Annotated in this window: 13 protein-coding genes; all 13 read left to right on the forward strand. The window is 64.0% G+C overall.

The features are described from left to right. Positions 1-122: 122 nt before the first annotated feature. The 13 genes from ACYZGB_RS13595 (at position 123) to hisG (ending at position 14,871) form a co-directional block, all read left to right on the forward strand. Positions 123-4,856, forward strand: coding sequence for a glutamate synthase-related protein (locus tag ACYZGB_RS13595; RefSeq protein WP_462388936.1), 4,734 nt, complete (start codon positions 123-125; stop codon positions 4,854-4,856). A 48-nt stretch (positions 4,857-4,904) separates the two neighbouring features. After that, positions 4,905-6,383 (forward strand): glutamate synthase subunit beta, encoded by a 1,479-nt coding sequence (locus ACYZGB_RS13600; protein WP_462388938.1) that lies wholly within the window; start codon positions 4,905-4,907, stop codon positions 6,381-6,383. Positions 6,384-6,706: 323 nt separating this feature from the next. Next, the gene (locus ACYZGB_RS13605) at positions 6,707-7,525 is read left to right on the forward strand and encodes an ABC transporter ATP-binding protein (RefSeq protein ID WP_462388940.1); all 819 of its coding nucleotides are present in this window, start codon (positions 6,707-6,709) and stop codon (positions 7,523-7,525) included. After that, positions 7,522-8,304 carry a lipid asymmetry maintenance ABC transporter permease subunit MlaE gene (mlaE, locus tag ACYZGB_RS13610; RefSeq protein WP_462388941.1) on the forward strand — a complete coding sequence of 261 codons (783 nt, stop codon included), beginning with the start codon at positions 7,522-7,524 and terminating at the stop codon, positions 8,302-8,304. Before ACYZGB_RS13605 ends, mlaE begins: the two co-directional genes overlap by 4 nt. Before the next feature lie 36 nt (positions 8,305-8,340). Further along, complete coding sequence (gene mlaD / locus ACYZGB_RS13615) at positions 8,341-8,829, forward strand: outer membrane lipid asymmetry maintenance protein MlaD (RefSeq protein ID WP_462388942.1); 489 nt, start codon at positions 8,341-8,343, stop codon at positions 8,827-8,829. Positions 8,830-8,891: 62 nt separating this feature from the next. Next, entirely contained in the window at positions 8,892-9,626 is a 735-nt protein-coding gene (locus tag ACYZGB_RS13620) for an MlaA family lipoprotein (RefSeq protein ID WP_462388988.1), read from the forward strand. Positions 9,627-9,768: 142 nt separating this feature from the next. Then, a complete protein-coding gene (locus tag ACYZGB_RS13625) occupies positions 9,769-10,419 on the forward strand; it encodes an MlaC/ttg2D family ABC transporter substrate-binding protein (RefSeq protein ID WP_462388990.1) in 651 nt (216 codons plus the stop codon). Between the two features lie 21 nt (positions 10,420-10,440). Further along, a complete protein-coding gene (locus ACYZGB_RS13630) occupies positions 10,441-10,713 on the forward strand; it encodes an STAS domain-containing protein (protein ID WP_462388943.1) in 273 nt (90 codons plus the stop codon). A 113-nt stretch (positions 10,714-10,826) separates the two neighbouring features. Then, the gene (locus ACYZGB_RS13635) at positions 10,827-11,852 is read left to right on the forward strand and encodes an ABC transporter ATP-binding protein (RefSeq protein ID WP_462388945.1); all 1,026 of its coding nucleotides are present in this window, start codon (positions 10,827-10,829) and stop codon (positions 11,850-11,852) included. Further along, a complete protein-coding gene (locus ACYZGB_RS13640; protein ID WP_462388947.1) occupies positions 11,849-12,604 on the forward strand; it encodes an ABC transporter permease in 756 nt (251 codons plus the stop codon). Before ACYZGB_RS13635 ends, ACYZGB_RS13640 begins: the two co-directional genes overlap by 4 nt. A gap of 1 nt (position 12,605) precedes the next feature. Beyond that, positions 12,606-12,848, forward strand: a complete 243-nt coding sequence (locus ACYZGB_RS13645) for a BolA family protein (protein WP_015012677.1) — start codon at positions 12,606-12,608, stop codon at positions 12,846-12,848. A 98-nt stretch (positions 12,849-12,946) separates the two neighbouring features. Then, positions 12,947-14,221, forward strand: coding sequence for a UDP-N-acetylglucosamine 1-carboxyvinyltransferase (gene murA / locus ACYZGB_RS13650; protein WP_462388949.1), 1,275 nt, complete (start codon positions 12,947-12,949; stop codon positions 14,219-14,221). Between the two features lie 2 nt (positions 14,222-14,223). Continuing rightward, the gene (gene hisG / locus ACYZGB_RS13655) at positions 14,224-14,871 is read left to right on the forward strand and encodes an ATP phosphoribosyltransferase (RefSeq protein ID WP_462388991.1); all 648 of its coding nucleotides are present in this window, start codon (positions 14,224-14,226) and stop codon (positions 14,869-14,871) included. The last annotated feature ends 8 nt before the right edge of the window (positions 14,872-14,879 follow it).

Here is a 14,879-nt window from a genome sequence, read left to right on the forward strand (position 1 = left end):
ATAAAATATCAAACTGAGATACTGGGTTATTAAAAGGAATCTGACCCCAATTAATGTGCTTGCCAAATCATGTTGCAATGCACTAATCTCCCACTCCCTGCGAAAAATATGAGGAGTGCGCCATGACCACGGCTGCCGAGATCCAGCATCTGCAACAACACGGTTTGTATTCATCGGGTAACGAACACGACGCCTGCGGCCTCGGGTTTGTGGCCCATATCAAGGGTGTGAAGCGCCACGACATCGTGACGCAGGCCCTGAAGATCCTGGAAAACATCGACCACCGTGGTGCCGTGGGGGCTGACCCCCTGATGGGCGACGGCGCGGGCATCCTGATCCAGATCCCCGACGCGCTGTACCGCGAAGAGATGGCCAAGCAAGGCATCACGCTGCCCGCCGCCGGTGAATACGGCGTGGGCATGATCTTCCTGCCCAAGGAGCATGCCTCCCGCCTGGCCTGTGAGCAGGAGATGGAGCGCGCCATCAAGGCCGAAGGCCAGGTGCTGCTGGGCTGGCGCGATGTGCCGGTGAATGTGGACATGCCCATGTCGCCCACCGTGCGCAAGAAGGAGCCCATCCTGCGCCAGGTGTTCATCGGCCGTGGCAACGACGTGATCGTGCAGGACGCGCTGGAGCGCAAGCTGTACGTGATCCGCAAGACGGCCAGCGCTAACATCCAGGCGCTCAAGCTCAAGCACAGCAAGGAATACTACGTTCCGTCCATGTCCAGCCGCACCGTGGTCTACAAGGGCCTGCTGCTGGCCGACCAGGTGGGCGTGTACTACAAGGACTTGTCCGACGAGCGCTGCGTCTCGGCCATCGGCCTGGTGCACCAGCGCTTCTCCACCAACACCTTCCCCGAGTGGCCGCTGGCCCACCCGTACCGCTATGTGGCGCACAACGGTGAAATCAACACCGTCAAGGGCAACTACAACTGGATGAAGGCGCGCGAAGGCGTGATGGCCTCGCCCGTGCTCGCGGCCGACCTGCAAAAGCTGTACCCCATCAGCTTTGCCGACCAGTCCGATACCGCCACGTTCGACAACTGCCTCGAACTGCTGACCATGGCCGGCTACCCCATCAGCCAGGCCGTGATGATGATGATCCCCGAGCCGTGGGAACAGCACACCACCATGGACGAGCGCCGCCGCGCCTTCTATGAATACCACGCTGCCATGCTTGAGCCCTGGGACGGCCCCGCTTCCATCGTGTTCACCGATGGCCGCCAGATCGGCGCCACGCTGGACCGCAACGGCCTGCGCCCTTCGCGCTACTGCATCACCGATGACGACCTGGTCATCATGGGCTCGGAGTCGGGCGTGCTGCCCATCCCCGAGAACAAGATTGTGCGCAAGTGGCGCCTGCAGCCCGGCAAGATGTTCCTGATCGACCTGGAACAAGGCCGCATGATCGACGACGACGAGCTGAAAGCCAACATCGTCAACACCAAGCCCTACAAGCAGTGGATCGAGAACCTGCGCATCAAGCTCGACAGCATCGAAGCTGGTGCCCAGGCTGCTGCGCCCCAGGTTGCTGACCTGCCCCTGCTGGACCGCCAGCAAGCTTTTGGCTACACCCAGGAAGACATCAAGTTCCTGATGGCGCCCATGGCCAAGAACGGCGAAGAAGGCATCGGCTCCATGGGCAATGACAGCCCGCTGGCCGTGCTCTCGGGCAAGAACAAGCCGCTGTACAACTACTTCAAGCAGCTGTTCGCCCAGGTGACGAACCCGCCGATCGATCCGATCCGCGAGGCCATCGTGATGTCGCTCAACAGCTTCATCGGCCCCAAGCCCAACCTGCTGGACATCAACCAGGTCAACCCACCGATGCGGCTCGAAGTGAGCCAACCAGTGCTCGACTTTGCCGACATGGCCAAGCTGCGCGACATCGAGAAGTACACCCAAGGCAAGTTCAAGAGCGCCACCATCGACATCACCTACCCGCTGAGCTGGGGCCGTGAGGGCGTGGAAGCCAAGCTGGCGTCGCTGTGCGCGCAGGCTGTGGACGCCATCAAGGGCGGTGCCAACATCCTCATCATCAGCGACCGCGCCGTGAGCGCTACGCAAGTGGCCATTCCCGCGCTGCTGGCGCTGTCGGCCATCCACCAGCACCTGGTGGGCGCTGGCATGCGCACCACGGCGGGCCTCGTGGTCGAAACGGGCACCGCCCGCGAAGTGCACCACTTCGCCGTGCTGGCGGGTTACGGCGCCGAGGCCGTGCACCCCTACCTGGCCATGGAAACCCTGGCCGATATGCACAAGGACCTGGGCGGCGACCTGTCTGCCGACAAGGCCATCTACAACTACGTGAAGGCGATCGGCAAGGGCCTGTCCAAGATCATGTCCAAGATGGGCGTGAGCACCTACATGAGCTACTGCGGCGCCCAGCTGTTCGAGGCCATCGGCCTGAACACGGAAACCGTGGGCAAATATTTCACCGGCACCGCCAGCCGCGTGGAGGGCATCGGCGTGTTTGAAATCGCCGAAGAAGCCATCCGCATGCACAAGGCCGCGTTTGGTGACGACCCTGTGCTGGAAACCATGCTGGATGCCGGCGGCGAATACGCCTGGCGCGCCCGGGGCGAAGACCACATGTGGACGCCTGACGCGATTGCCAAGCTGCAGCACAGCACGCGCGCCAACAACTGGAACACGTACAAGGAATACGCCCAGATCATCAACGACCAGAGCAAGCGCCACCTCACGTTGCGTGGCCTGTTCGAGTTCAAGATCGACCCCTCCAAGGCCATCTCCATCGATGAGGTCGAGCCTGCCAAGGAAATCGTCAAGCGCTTCGCCACCGGCGCGATGTCGCTGGGCTCCATCTCCACCGAGGCGCATGCCACGCTGGCCGTGGCCATGAACCGCATCGGCGGCAAGAGCAACACTGGCGAAGGTGGTGAAGACGCGGCGCGTTACCGCAACGAACTCAAGGGCATCCCGATCAAGAAGGGCGATACCTTGAAGAGCGTGATCGGCGCGGCCAACGTTGAGGTGGACCTGCCGCTCTTGGACGGCGACTCGCTGCGCAGCCGCATCAAGCAGGTCGCGTCGGGCCGCTTCGGCGTCACGGCCGAGTACCTGTCGTCGGCCGACCAGATCCAGATCAAGATGGCCCAGGGCGCCAAGCCCGGCGAAGGCGGTCAGCTGCCCGGCGGCAAGGTGTCCAACTACATTGGCAAGCTGCGCCACAGCGTGCCGGGCGTGGGCCTGATCTCGCCCCCGCCACACCACGACATCTACTCCATCGAGGATTTGGCCCAGCTGATCCACGATCTGAAGAACGTGGCACCACATGCCAGCATCAGCACCAAGCTGGTGTCTGAGGTGGGCGTGGGCACCATCGCCGCAGGCGTCACCAAGTGCAAGAGCGACCACCTTGTGATCGCCGGGCACGACGGCGGCACGGGCGCATCGCCCTGGTCGTCCATCAAGCACGCGGGCGGCCCGTGGGAGATCGGCCTGGCCGAAACCCAGCAGACCCTGGTGCTCAACCGCCTGCGTGGCCGCGTACGCGTGCAGGCCGATGGCCAGATGAAGACCGGCCGTGACGTTGCCATCGGCGCGCTGCTGGGGGCGGATGAATTTGGCTTCGCCACCGCTCCGCTGGTGGTCGAGGGCTGCATCATGATGCGCAAGTGCCACCTGAACACCTGCCCGGTGGGTGTGGCCACGCAAGACCCTGAGCTGCGCAAGAAGTTCTCGGGCAAGCCCGAACACGTGGTGAACTACTTCTTCTTCATCGCCGAAGAAGTGCGCCAGATCATGGCCCAGCTCGGTATCAAGAAGTTCGATGACCTGATCGGCCGCTCCGACCTGCTCGACATGCGCGCTGGCCTCTCGCACTGGAAGGCGCGCGGCCTGGATTTCAGCCGCCTGTTCGCACAGCCCAATGTGCCTGCCGACGTACCGCGTTTCCACGTGGACGTGCAAGACCACAACATCGAGAGCACGCTGGACCGCAAGCTCATCGAACGCAGCCGCCCTGCCATCGACAAGGGCGAGCGCGTGCAGTTCATCGAAGTGGCGCGCAACGTCAACCGCTCCGTGGGCGCCATGCTCTCGGGGGCCGTGACACGCGCCCATCCCGAAGGCCTGCCAGACGACACCATCCGCATCCAGCTGGAAGGCACGGGTGGCCAGTCGTTCGGTGCGTTCCTCACGCGCGGCATCACGCTGTACCTGATCGGCGACGCCAACGACTACACGGGCAAGGGCCTGTCGGGCGGCCGTGTGGTGGTGCGCCCCAGCATTGATTTCCGTGGCGACGCTGTGCGCAACACCATCGTGGGCAACACGGTGATGTACGGCGCCACCACGGGCGAGGCCTTCTTCAGTGGTGTGGCGGGCGAACGCTTTGCCGTGCGCCTGTCGGGCGCCACGGCGGTGGTGGAGGGCACTGGCGACCACGGTTGTGAGTACATGACCGGTGGCACCGTGCTGGTGCTGGGCAAGACTGGCCGCAACTTTGCGGCGGGCATGAGCGGCGGCGTCGCCTACGTCTATGACGAAGACGGCCAGTTCGACACGCGCTGCAACATGTCCATGGTCACGCTGGAGCGCATCCTGCCAGCCTCTGAGCAGGAGGCCACGGTGCCGCGTTCAATCTGGCACAACGGCCAGACCGACGAGGCCCAGCTCAAGAAGCTGCTGGAAGACCACAACCGCTGGACGGGCAGCAAGCGCGCGCGCGAACTGCTGGACAACTGGGCGGCATCGCGCGGCAAGTTCGTCAAGGTCTTCCCGACCGAGTACAAGCGTGCGCTGGCCGAAATTTATGAACGAAAAGTGCTGGAAGAGTCCGCTACACCTGCGGTAGCTGCTCCCAAAAAGGAAGCGGCGCCGGCCAAGTAAGGCCCCGCCACAGACCTTCGCACAGCATTCATAGACAAGGACACCGTCATGGGAAAAACTACCGGCTTCATGGAATACGAGCGCATCGAAGAGGGCTACAAGCCCGTGCCCGAGCGCTTGAAGCACTACAAGGAATTTGTCATCGGGCTCGACAGCGCCCAGGCCAAGGTGCAAGGCGCGCGCTGCATGGACTGCGGCACGCCGTTCTGCAACAACGGCTGCCCGGTGAACAACATCATTCCGGACTTCAACGACCTGGTTTATCACCAGGACTGGAAGAGCGCGATCGAGGTGCTGCATAGCACCAACAACTTCCCCGAGTTCACCGGCCGCATCTGCCCCGCCCCCTGCGAGGCGGCCTGCGTGCTCAACGTGAACGACGACGCCGTGGGCATCAAGTCCATCGAACACGCGATCATCGACCGCGCCTGGGAAGAGGGCTGGGTCAAGCCCCGCCCCGCCAAGCACCAGACGGGCAAGAAGGTCGCCGTGGTCGGCTCCGGACCGGCCGGCATGGCCGCCGCCCAGCAACTCGCACGCGCTGGCCACAGCGTCACGTTGTTTGAAAAGAACGATCGCGTGGGCGGCCTGCTGCGTTACGGCATTCCTGACTTCAAGATGGAGAAGTCGCACATCGACCGCCGCGTCAAGCAGCTCGAAGCAGAAGGCGTGGTCATCCGCACCAGCGTGTTTGTGGGCGCAGCCAAGGATGGCCTGGGCAAGGACTCCAAGGTCACCAACTGGGCCAAGGAAACCATCACGCCCGAGCAGCTGAACAAGGAGTTCGATGCCGTGCTGCTGACCGGTGGCGCCGAGCAGTCGCGCGACCTGCCCGTGCCCGGCCGCGATCTCGATGGCATTCACTTCGCCATGGAGTTCCTGCCCCAGCAGAACAAGGTCAATGCAGGCGACAAGCTCAAGGGCCAGATCCTGGCCACGGGCAAGCATGTCATCGTGATCGGTGGCGGCGATACCGGCAGCGACTGCGTAGGCACCAGCAACCGCCATGGCGCGGCCAGCGTGACCCAGTTCGAGGTGATGCCCCAGCCCCCCGAGGTGGAAAACCGCCCCCTCACCTGGCCTTACTGGCCGCTCAAGCTGCGCACCAGCTCCAGCCACGACGAAGGTTGTGTGCGTGAGTTCGCGATCTCCACCAAGGAGTTCACGGGTGAAAAGGGCAAGGTCAAGAGCCTGACGACCGTGCAGGTGGAGTTCAAGGACGGCAAGCTGGTCGAAGTCCCAGGTACCGAAAAGCACTACCAGGCCGACCTGGTGCTGCTGGCCATGGGTTTTGTGAGCCCTGTGGCCGCCGTGCTCGACGCCTTTGGCGTGGACAAGGATGCCCGTGGCAACGCCCGCGCCACCACCGAGTTCGATGGCGGCTATGCCACCAACGTGCCCAAGGTGTTTGCCGCTGGCGACATTCGCCGGGGCCAGTCGCTGGTGGTCTGGGCCATTCGCGAAGGCCGCCAGGCCGCCCGCGCGGTGGACGAATTCCTCATGGGCTACTCGGACCTGCCCCGCTGATCACCGGCGGATGGGTTCAAGCAAAAGCGGCGCCTGCGGGCGCCGTTTTTTTGGGGCTTTTTGCGACGGGGTCAACCTGTGAGTTCCGGGGTAAAACCATGGGGCCCGCTGCTCATGTGCTTTGTTGGCACAATCGGGAGTCCTGTCAATCCGGGGTTGCCTCTGTCTTGGGGCCGCTGCGGCCCTCCGCGCCCCGTGCCAATTTTTACAAACATGCGTGAATGTATGTTTGTGTCTTCGGCTACCATCGCGGCTCGTTTCACTGTGGGGCGCGTCGGGTGCTGCGTGGGCAGGTCCAGGATTTTCACAACCCTTTTCCTTGCATGCAAGAGCCGTCTTTCCTCGCCGAATTGCGCAACGTCACCTTCTCCTACGGTGATCGCGCCATCCTGCGCGACGTCAGCCTGACGGTGCCGCGCGGCAAGGTCACGGCACTCATGGGTGCATCGGGTGGCGGCAAGACCACGGTGCTGCGCCTGATCGGTGGCCAGCAGAAGGCCCAGAGCGGCCAGGTGCTGTTTGATGGCCAGGATGTGGGGCGCATGGATGTGGCGACGCTGTATGCGGCGCGTCGGCGCATGGGCATGCTGTTCCAGTTCGGGGCGCTGTTCACCGACCTCAGCGTGTTCGAGAACGTGGCCTTTCCGTTGCGCGAGCACACCGACCTGTCCGAAGCCCTGATCCGCGACGTGGTGCTGATGAAGCTGCATGCCGTGGGCCTGCGTGGCGCGCGCGACCTGGCGCCCAGTCAGATCTCGGGCGGCATGGCCCGCCGCGTGGCTCTGGCCCGCGCGATCGTGCTGGACCCGGAGCTGGTCATGTATGACGAGCCCTTTGCGGGTCTGGACCCCATCTCGCTGGGCACGGCGGCACAGTTGATCCGCCAGCTCAATGACGCCATGGGCCTGACCAGCATCATCGTCTCGCACGATCTGGAGGAAACCTTCCGGCTTGCAGACCACGTGATCATCCTGGGTGAGGGCGTGGTGGCGGCCCAGGGCACGCCCAATGAGGTGCGCGCCAGCCGCGACCCGCTGGTGCACCAGTTTGTAAATGCCCTGCCTGCGGGGCCTGTGCCGTTCCACTACCCGTCGCCAGACCCAGCCCAGGATTTTGGACCGGAGGGAGGGCGCAGATCATGAGTTGGTATAAGCCCTCGGATGTCGGTTTTGCCGTGCGCCAGCAACTGGCGGACATCGGCCTGGGTGCGCGCCTGTTTTTCCGGCTGCTGCGGCTGGCGGGGGCGACCTTTGTTCGCCCCGGGCTGGTGCGCGACCAGATCCATTTTCTGGGCAATTACTCGCTGGCCATCATTGCGGTCTCGGGCCTGTTTGTGGGTTTTGTGCTGGGGCTGCAGGGCTACTACACGCTGCAGCGCTACGGGTCTTCGGAGGCCCTGGGCCTGCTGGTGGCGTTGAGCCTGGTGCGCGAGCTGGGGCCTGTGGTCACGGCGCTGCTGTTTGCGGGCCGCGCGGGCACTTCGCTCACGGCCGAAATCGGGCTGATGCGCGCGGGCGAGCAATTGAGCGCCATGGAAATGATGGCCGTGGACCCGGTGCAGCGCATCCTGGCGCCGCGCTTCTGGGCCGGGGTGATCACCATGCCGCTGCTGGCGGCGGTGTTCAGCGCCGTGGGCATCATTGGCGGCTGGGTGGTGGGCGTGCTCATGATCGGCATCGACCCCGGGGCCTTCTGGAGCCAGATGCAGGGCGGGGTGGATGTCTGGAAAGACCTGGGCAACGGCGTGCTCAAAAGTGTGGTCTTCGGCTTCACCGTGACCTTTGTGGCACTTTTACAAGGCTTTGTGGCCAAGCCCACGCCCGAAGGCGTGTCGCGGGCCACCACGCGCACGGTGGTCATGGCGTCGCTGGCGGTGCTGGCGCTGGACTTCGTGCTCACGGCCCTGATGTTCAGTATCTGACGCTGGCAAAGCTGGCGCGGGAAGGAATCCAAGACAATGCAACGTTCCAAAAACGATTTCTGGGTGGGGCTCTTTGTGATGCTGGGCACGGTGGCGCTGGTGTTTCTGGCGCTGCAGTCGGCCAACCTGCTGACCCTGAACTTCCAGCCGGGCTACCAGATCACGGCGCGCTTCGACAACATTGGCGGCCTCAAGCCCCAGGCGGCGGTGCGCAGCGCCGGTGTGGTGGTGGGGCGGGTACAGGCTATTACCTTTGATGACAAGACCTACCAAGCGCGGGTGACGCTGGCGATGGAAAACCGCTACGCTTTCCCCAAGGACAGCTCGCTCAAGATTCTTACCAGCGGCCTGCTGGGTGAGCAGTACATCGGCATCGAGGCCGGTGCGGACGAGAAAAACCTGGTGGCGGGCGACATGGTCACGGCGACCCAGTCGGCCGTGGTGCTGGAAAACCTCATCGGACAATTTCTTTACAGCAAGGCCGAAGACGGCAGCAAACCTGCTGGGACAGGTGGCAAAAAATGACGAACTCTCACGATACAAACCCGCCCCCCCACGCAGCACGCGGGGCTTTGGCGGCGCGCCTGATGACCTGCCTGGGGCTTTTGCTCGGCGCTGCGCTGCTGACGGGCTGCGCCACAGTGGCCAACCCCGACCCGCGTGACCCGCTGGAGTCCTACAACCGCAGCATGACCAACTTCAATGAGCATGTGGATGCGATGGTGCTCAAGCCGGTGGCGATTGCCTACAAGGAGGTCACGCCCGCGCCCGTGCGCACCGGGGTGAGCAACTTCTTTGCGAACCTGGGCGATGTGTGGTCGTTCGTGAACAACGTGCTGCAGCTGCGTGGCGAAGCCGCCGCCTCCACCTTCATGCGGGTGAATGTGAACACCCTCATGGGCATTGGCGGTGTGCTGGACATTGCCAGCGAGCTGGGTATCGACCGCTACAAGCAGGATTTCGGCCTGACGCTGGGCTACTGGGGCATGGGCACTGGTCCGTACCTCGTGTTGCCCATCCTGGGGCCTTCCACAGTGCGTGACACCTTGGCCTTGCCGGTGGACATGAAGGGCAATGTGGTGAGTTATGTGGATCCGGTCTCGGCACGTAATTCGCTCTACGCGCTGCGCGTTGTGGACACGCGGGCCAACCTGCTGCGTGCCAGCTCGGTGCTCGACAGTGCGGCGCTGGACAAATACAGCTTCACACGCGATGTGTTCCTGCAGGTGCGCAGCCAGCAGGCAGGCACGCCGTTCAATGGCGACGATAAGAGCGAGGCCAATGGCAACGACGGCGTGCTGCCCGAAGAGCCGCCGCGCTGAACGACCCCGCCGGGTGTTCCGACAGACGGTCGGTGCCTGTTGCACTTGCTTGCAATCCGCAACCTCAGCGAAGCATGCGGGCGCACCCAGGCCTCCACAATGATTTGACGGGCATCAGCCCGCGCTGATGAAAGCCAAGAACATGATGAACCGACGTACCCTGGGCCGCAGCGCCCTGACTCTTGCTGCCGGGATGGCGCTTTCGCTGGGCCTGTCTGTGCCCGCGCTGGCAGCTGACGAAGCGCCTGACGCGCTGATCAAGCGCCTGTCTGCCGATGTGCTCTCCACCGTCAAGGCCGACAAGGCCATCCAGGGCGGCGATCTGTCCAAGGTGATCGCGCTGGTGGACAAGACCGTCATGCCTAACGTCAACTTCCGCCGCATGACGGCTGCGGCCGTGGGCCCCGGCTGGCGCCAGGCCACGCCCGAGCAGCAAAAACGCCTGCAGGAAGAGTTCAAGATCCTGCTGGTGCGCACCTACGCCGGTGCACTGGCCCAGGTCAACGACCAGACCATCCAGGTCAAGCCCCTGCGTGCGGCGGCCGAAGACAAGGACGTGCTGGTGCGCACCGAAATCGTGGGCCGGGGCGACCCCATCCAGCTCGACTACCGGCTCGAAAAGACCCCCGGCGACGGCGCAGGCTGGAAGATCTACAACCTGAACGTGCTGGGCGTGTGGCTGGTCGAGACCTACCGGGGCCAGTTCGCGCAAGAGATCAACGCCAAGGGCATCGACGGCCTGATCGAGACTCTGGTAGCGCGCAACAAGGCCAACACCACCGCCAAGGGTTGAAACGGTGTGACCGAATCCGCCATGCTCGTACTGCCCCACGAACTCACCCACCGCCAGGCCACGGCCTGCCTGCAGATGCTGCTGCAAGGCCTGCGGGTGCACCGCGAAAGCGGCGTGGTGGTGGACGCGAGCGCCATGACGGTGTTTGACAGCTCGGCGTTGGCGGTGCTGCTGGAATGTCGGCGCGAGGCGCTGTCGGTGGGCAAGACCTTTGCCGTGCAAGGCCTGCCCACGGCGCTGCGCGGCATGGCGGGCCTGTATGGTGTGGGCACCTTGCTCACGCCGGTGTCCTGAAGCAGGTTCAGGGTTCAGCCTCTCCCGCATTCTCCGGCTCCCGGTGTGGCAAAAGCCACCGCCCGCCCCCTCACCAACGCGGTTCAAGGCAAGGCCGTAAAATCGACGGCTTCATGCCCGCAGTCTCCTTCCAAGCCATCTCCAAGACCTTTGCCACGCCCAAAGGCCCTTTTCAGGCACTGAACCAGGTCAACCTGGACATTGAGGAGGGCGAGTTCTTCGGGCTCCTCGGCCCCAACGGGGCCGGTAAAACCACCCTGATCAGCATCCTTGCCGGCCTGGCGCGTGCCAGCAGCGGCCGCGTGCTGGTGCAGGGCAGCGATGTGCAGGCGCAGTATGCCGATGCCCGCCGCAAGCTGGGCATCGTGCCGCAAGAGCTGGTGTTCGACCCCTTCTTCAACGTGCGCGAGGCGCTGCGCATCCAGTCGGGCTACTTCGGCGTGAAGAACAACGACGCCTGGATCGACGAGCTGCTGGAGAACCTCGGCCTGACCGACAAGGCCAATGCCAACATGCGCCAACTGTCCGGCGGCATGAAGCGCCGTGTTCTGGTGGCGCAGGCGCTGGTGCACAAGCCGCCCATCATCGTGCTCGACGAGCCCACGGCGGGCGTGGACGTGGAGCTGCGCCAGACCCTGTGGCACTTCATCGCCCGCCTGAACAAGGAAGGGCACACCGTGCTGCTCACCACCCACTACCTGGAAGAAGCTGAAGCCCTGTGTGGCCGCATTGCCATGCTCAAGGCCGGGCAGGTGGTGGCGCTCAACCGCACCAGCGAGTTGCTCAAGGCCGCCTCGGGCAGCGTGCTGCAGTTCAAGACCGACACGGCCCTGCCGCCTTCGCTGGCTGCAGTGGCGCGGGTCACCGGTCGTATCGTCCAGCTGCCCGCCCACGACGCGGCAGAGATTGAAAACCACCTGGCCGCGTTGCGCGTGGCCGGGGTCGAGGTGCAGGACATGGAGATTCGCAGGCCTGATCTGGAGGATGTGTTCTTGCAGGTGATGTCCGGCACGTCGGCTTCCAACATCCCGCTGGAAGGGGTGGCGTCCGCCGCCGCGCCGGGCCGCCCCAAGCAAGGCGCGGCCCCCTTGGGGGGCAGCGAGGACACGGCAGTGCCGAGCGTGGGGGCACAGCGATGACCGGCTGGCAGACTCTGTTCTACAAAGAGGTGTTGCGCTTCTGGAAGGTCAGCTTCCAGACCGTCGCGGCTCCCGTGCTCACTGCCGTGCTGTACCTGTTGATCTTCGGTCATGTGCTCGAAGACCATGTGAAGGTCTACGACCGCATCAGCTATACCGCCTTCCTGGTGCCCGGCCTCGTGATGATGAGCGTGCTGCAGAACGCCTTTGCCAACAGCTCGTCGAGCCTGATCCAGAGCAAGATCATGGGCAGCCTCGTGTTTGTGCTGCTCACGCCGCTGTCGCACTGGGCCTGGTTTGTGGCCTATGTAGGCTCGTCCGTGGTGCGTGGGTTGGTGGTGGGCCTGGGGGTGTTCATCGTCACGCTGGCGTTTGCGCGGCCCGAATTTGCAGCGCCGCTGTGGATTTTGGTGTTTGCCTTGCTGGGCGCGGCGCTGCTGGCCACGCTGGGGCTGATCGCGGGGCTCTGGGCCGACAAGTTCGACCAGATGGCCGCGTTCCAGAACTTCATCATCGTGCCCATGACCTTCCTGTCGGGCGTGTTCTATTCGATCCAGTCGCTGCCGCCGTTCTGGCAGGCCGTGAGCCACCTCAACCCGTTCTTCTACATGATCGACGGTTTCCGCTACGGCTTCTTTGGCCAGAGCGACACCTCGCCCTGGCTCAGTCTGGGCATCGTGGGCATCGCCTGGCTGGCTGTGAGCGCCCTGGCTGTGCACCTGCTGCGCACAGGCTACAAGATTCGGAATTGACATGACCGCTGACCAACTCAAAGACATCATCACCGCTGGCCTGGCCTGCGAACACATCACGCTCGAAGGCGATGGCCGCCACTGGTACGCCACCATCGTCTCGGCCGAGTTCGAGGGCAAGCGCGCCATCCAGCGTCACCAGCGTGTGTACGCCACGCTGGGGGCGAAAATGCACACCGACGAAGTGCATGCGCTGTCGATGAAGACCTTCACCCCCGCCGAGTGGGCGGCGCAGGCGCAGTAAACACAAAGTGCCAGGTCTTTTGCTCATTTATTGATAGCTACCAGCGCATGATGGACGCGCGGTAGAGCCGATTTTTATTCATATTCTGGTTACTTGACATGGACAAACTCCTGATTCGTGGCGGACGCACCTTGCAGGGCGAGGTGCTGGTATCCGGCGCCAAGAACGCCGCCTTGCCGGAGTTGTGTGCCGCCTTGCTCACGGCCGAGCCCGTGACCCTGCTCAACGTGCCCCAGCTGCAGGATGTGAGCACCATGCTCAAGCTCATCCGCAACATGGGCGTGACTGCAGAGCGCGCTGACGACGGCACGGTGCGCATCGACGCCAGTGCGCTCAACACGCCCGAGGCGCCGTACGAGCTGGTCAAGACCATGCGTGCATCGGTGCTGGCGCTGGGCCCGCTGCTGGCCCGCTTTGGCGAGGCCACGGTGTCGCTGCCCGGTGGTTGCGCCATTGGCTCCCGCCCGGTGGACCAGCACATCAAGGGCCTGGCCGCCATGGGCGCCGAGATCGTGGTCGAACACGGCTACATGATCGCCAAGCTGCCCGCTGGCTGGAAGCGCCTGAAGGGGGCGCGCATCACCACCGACATGGTGACGGTGACGGGTACCGAAAACTTCCTCATGGCCGCAGCCTTGGCCGAGGGCGAGACGGTGCTCGAAAACGCTGCGCAAGAGCCTGAGATTTCCGATCTGGCCGAGATGCTGATCGCCATGGGCGCCCAAATCGAAGGCCACGGCACCAGCCGCATCCGTATCCAGGGCGTGGACAAGCTGCACGGCTGCACCCACCGCGTGGTGGCCGACCGCATCGAAGCCGGTACCTTCTTGTGCGCCGTGGCCGCCACCGGCGGTGATGTGGTGCTGCGCCATGGCCGCGCCGACCACCTCGACGCCGTCATTGAGAAGCTGCGTGAAGCCGGTGCCGACGTGCAGGCGGTGGAGGGTGGCATTCACGTGAAGAGCCGGGGCGGCGCCACGCTCAAGGCCCAGGGCTTTCGCACCACGGAGTACCCCGGTTTCCCCACCGACATGCAGGCTCAGTTCATGGCGCTCAACTGCATTGCGCAGGGCACGGCCACGGTGACCGAGACGATTTTTGAAAACCGTTTCATGCACGTCAACGAGCTGGTGCGCCTGGGCGCCAAAATCCAGGTGGATGGCAAGGTGGCTGTGATCGAAGGCGTGCCACGCCTGTCCGGCGCCACCGTGATGGCCACCGACCTGCGTGCATCGGCCAGCCTCGTCATCGCCGGCCTGGTGGCCGACGGCGAAACCGTGGTGGACCGCATCTACCACCTGGACCGCGGCTACGACTGCATGGAAGCCAAACTGCGCGGCATCGGCGCCGACATCGAGCGAGTAAAAGCATGAGCATGATTACCCTGGCACTCTCCAAGGGCCGCATCTTCGACGAAACCCTGCCGCTTCTGGCCGCCGCAGGCATCGAGGTACTGGAAGACCCCGAAAAGTCGCGCAAGCTCATCCTGCCCACCAACCAGCCCAACGTGCGCGTGGTGCTGGTGCGCGCCACCGACGTGCCCACCTACGTGGAATACGGCGGTGCTGACATCGGCGTGACGGGCAAAGACACCCTCATCGAACACGGCGGCCAGGGCCTGTACCAGCCGCTGGATTTGCAGATCGCCAAGTGCCGCGTGAGCGTAGCCGTGCGCAATGACTTCGACTACGAGCGCGCTGTCAAGCAGGGCGCACGCCTGAAGGTGGCCACCAAATACACCAGCATCGCCCGCGACTTTTTCGCGACCAAGGGCGTGCACGTGGACATGGTCAAGCTCTACGGCAGCATGGAGCTGGCGCCTTTGACGGGCCTGGCCGATGCCATCGTGGACCTGGTCTCCACCGGCAACACGCTCAAGGCCAACCACCTGGTCGAGGTTGAGCGCATCATGGACATCAGCTCGTATCTCGTGGTCAACCAGGCCGCGCTCAAGCTCAAGCAGGCGCCGCTGCGCCGCATCATTGATGCGTTTGCCTCCGCCATTCCGGCTGAAAAAAACTGACCTATCCC

It is taken from the genome of Acidovorax sp. Q11 (assembly GCF_054950075.1).

Bases quoted from the DNA above. Each gene is read 5' to 3' on its own strand.
- hisG (WP_462388991.1), top strand. From the start codon at position 14,224: ATGATTACCCTGGCACTCTCCAAGGGCCGCATCTTCGACGAAACCCTG.
- ACYZGB_RS13645 (WP_015012677.1), top strand. From the start codon at position 12,606: ATGACCGCTGACCAACTCAAAGACATCATCACCGCTGGCCTGGCCTGC.
- ACYZGB_RS13635 (WP_462388945.1), top strand. From the start codon at position 10,827: ATGCCCGCAGTCTCCTTCCAAGCCATCTCCAAGACCTTTGCCACGCCC.
- mlaD (WP_462388942.1), top strand. From the start codon at position 8,341: ATGCAACGTTCCAAAAACGATTTCTGGGTGGGGCTCTTTGTGATGCTG.
- ACYZGB_RS13600 (WP_462388938.1), top strand. From the start codon at position 4,905: ATGGGAAAAACTACCGGCTTCATGGAATACGAGCGCATCGAAGAGGGC.
- ACYZGB_RS13640 (WP_462388947.1), top strand. From the start codon at position 11,849: ATGACCGGCTGGCAGACTCTGTTCTACAAAGAGGTGTTGCGCTTCTGG.
- ACYZGB_RS13630 (WP_462388943.1), top strand. From the start codon at position 10,441: ATGCTCGTACTGCCCCACGAACTCACCCACCGCCAGGCCACGGCCTGC.
- murA (WP_462388949.1), top strand. From the start codon at position 12,947: ATGGACAAACTCCTGATTCGTGGCGGACGCACCTTGCAGGGCGAGGTG.
- ACYZGB_RS13595 (WP_462388936.1), top strand. From the start codon at position 123: ATGACCACGGCTGCCGAGATCCAGCATCTGCAACAACACGGTTTGTAT.
- mlaE (WP_462388941.1), top strand. From the start codon at position 7,522: ATGAGTTGGTATAAGCCCTCGGATGTCGGTTTTGCCGTGCGCCAGCAA.
- ACYZGB_RS13620 (WP_462388988.1), top strand. From the start codon at position 8,892: ATGACCTGCCTGGGGCTTTTGCTCGGCGCTGCGCTGCTGACGGGCTGC.
- ACYZGB_RS13605 (WP_462388940.1), top strand. From the start codon at position 6,707: ATGCAAGAGCCGTCTTTCCTCGCCGAATTGCGCAACGTCACCTTCTCC.
- ACYZGB_RS13625 (WP_462388990.1), top strand. From the start codon at position 9,769: ATGATGAACCGACGTACCCTGGGCCGCAGCGCCCTGACTCTTGCTGCC.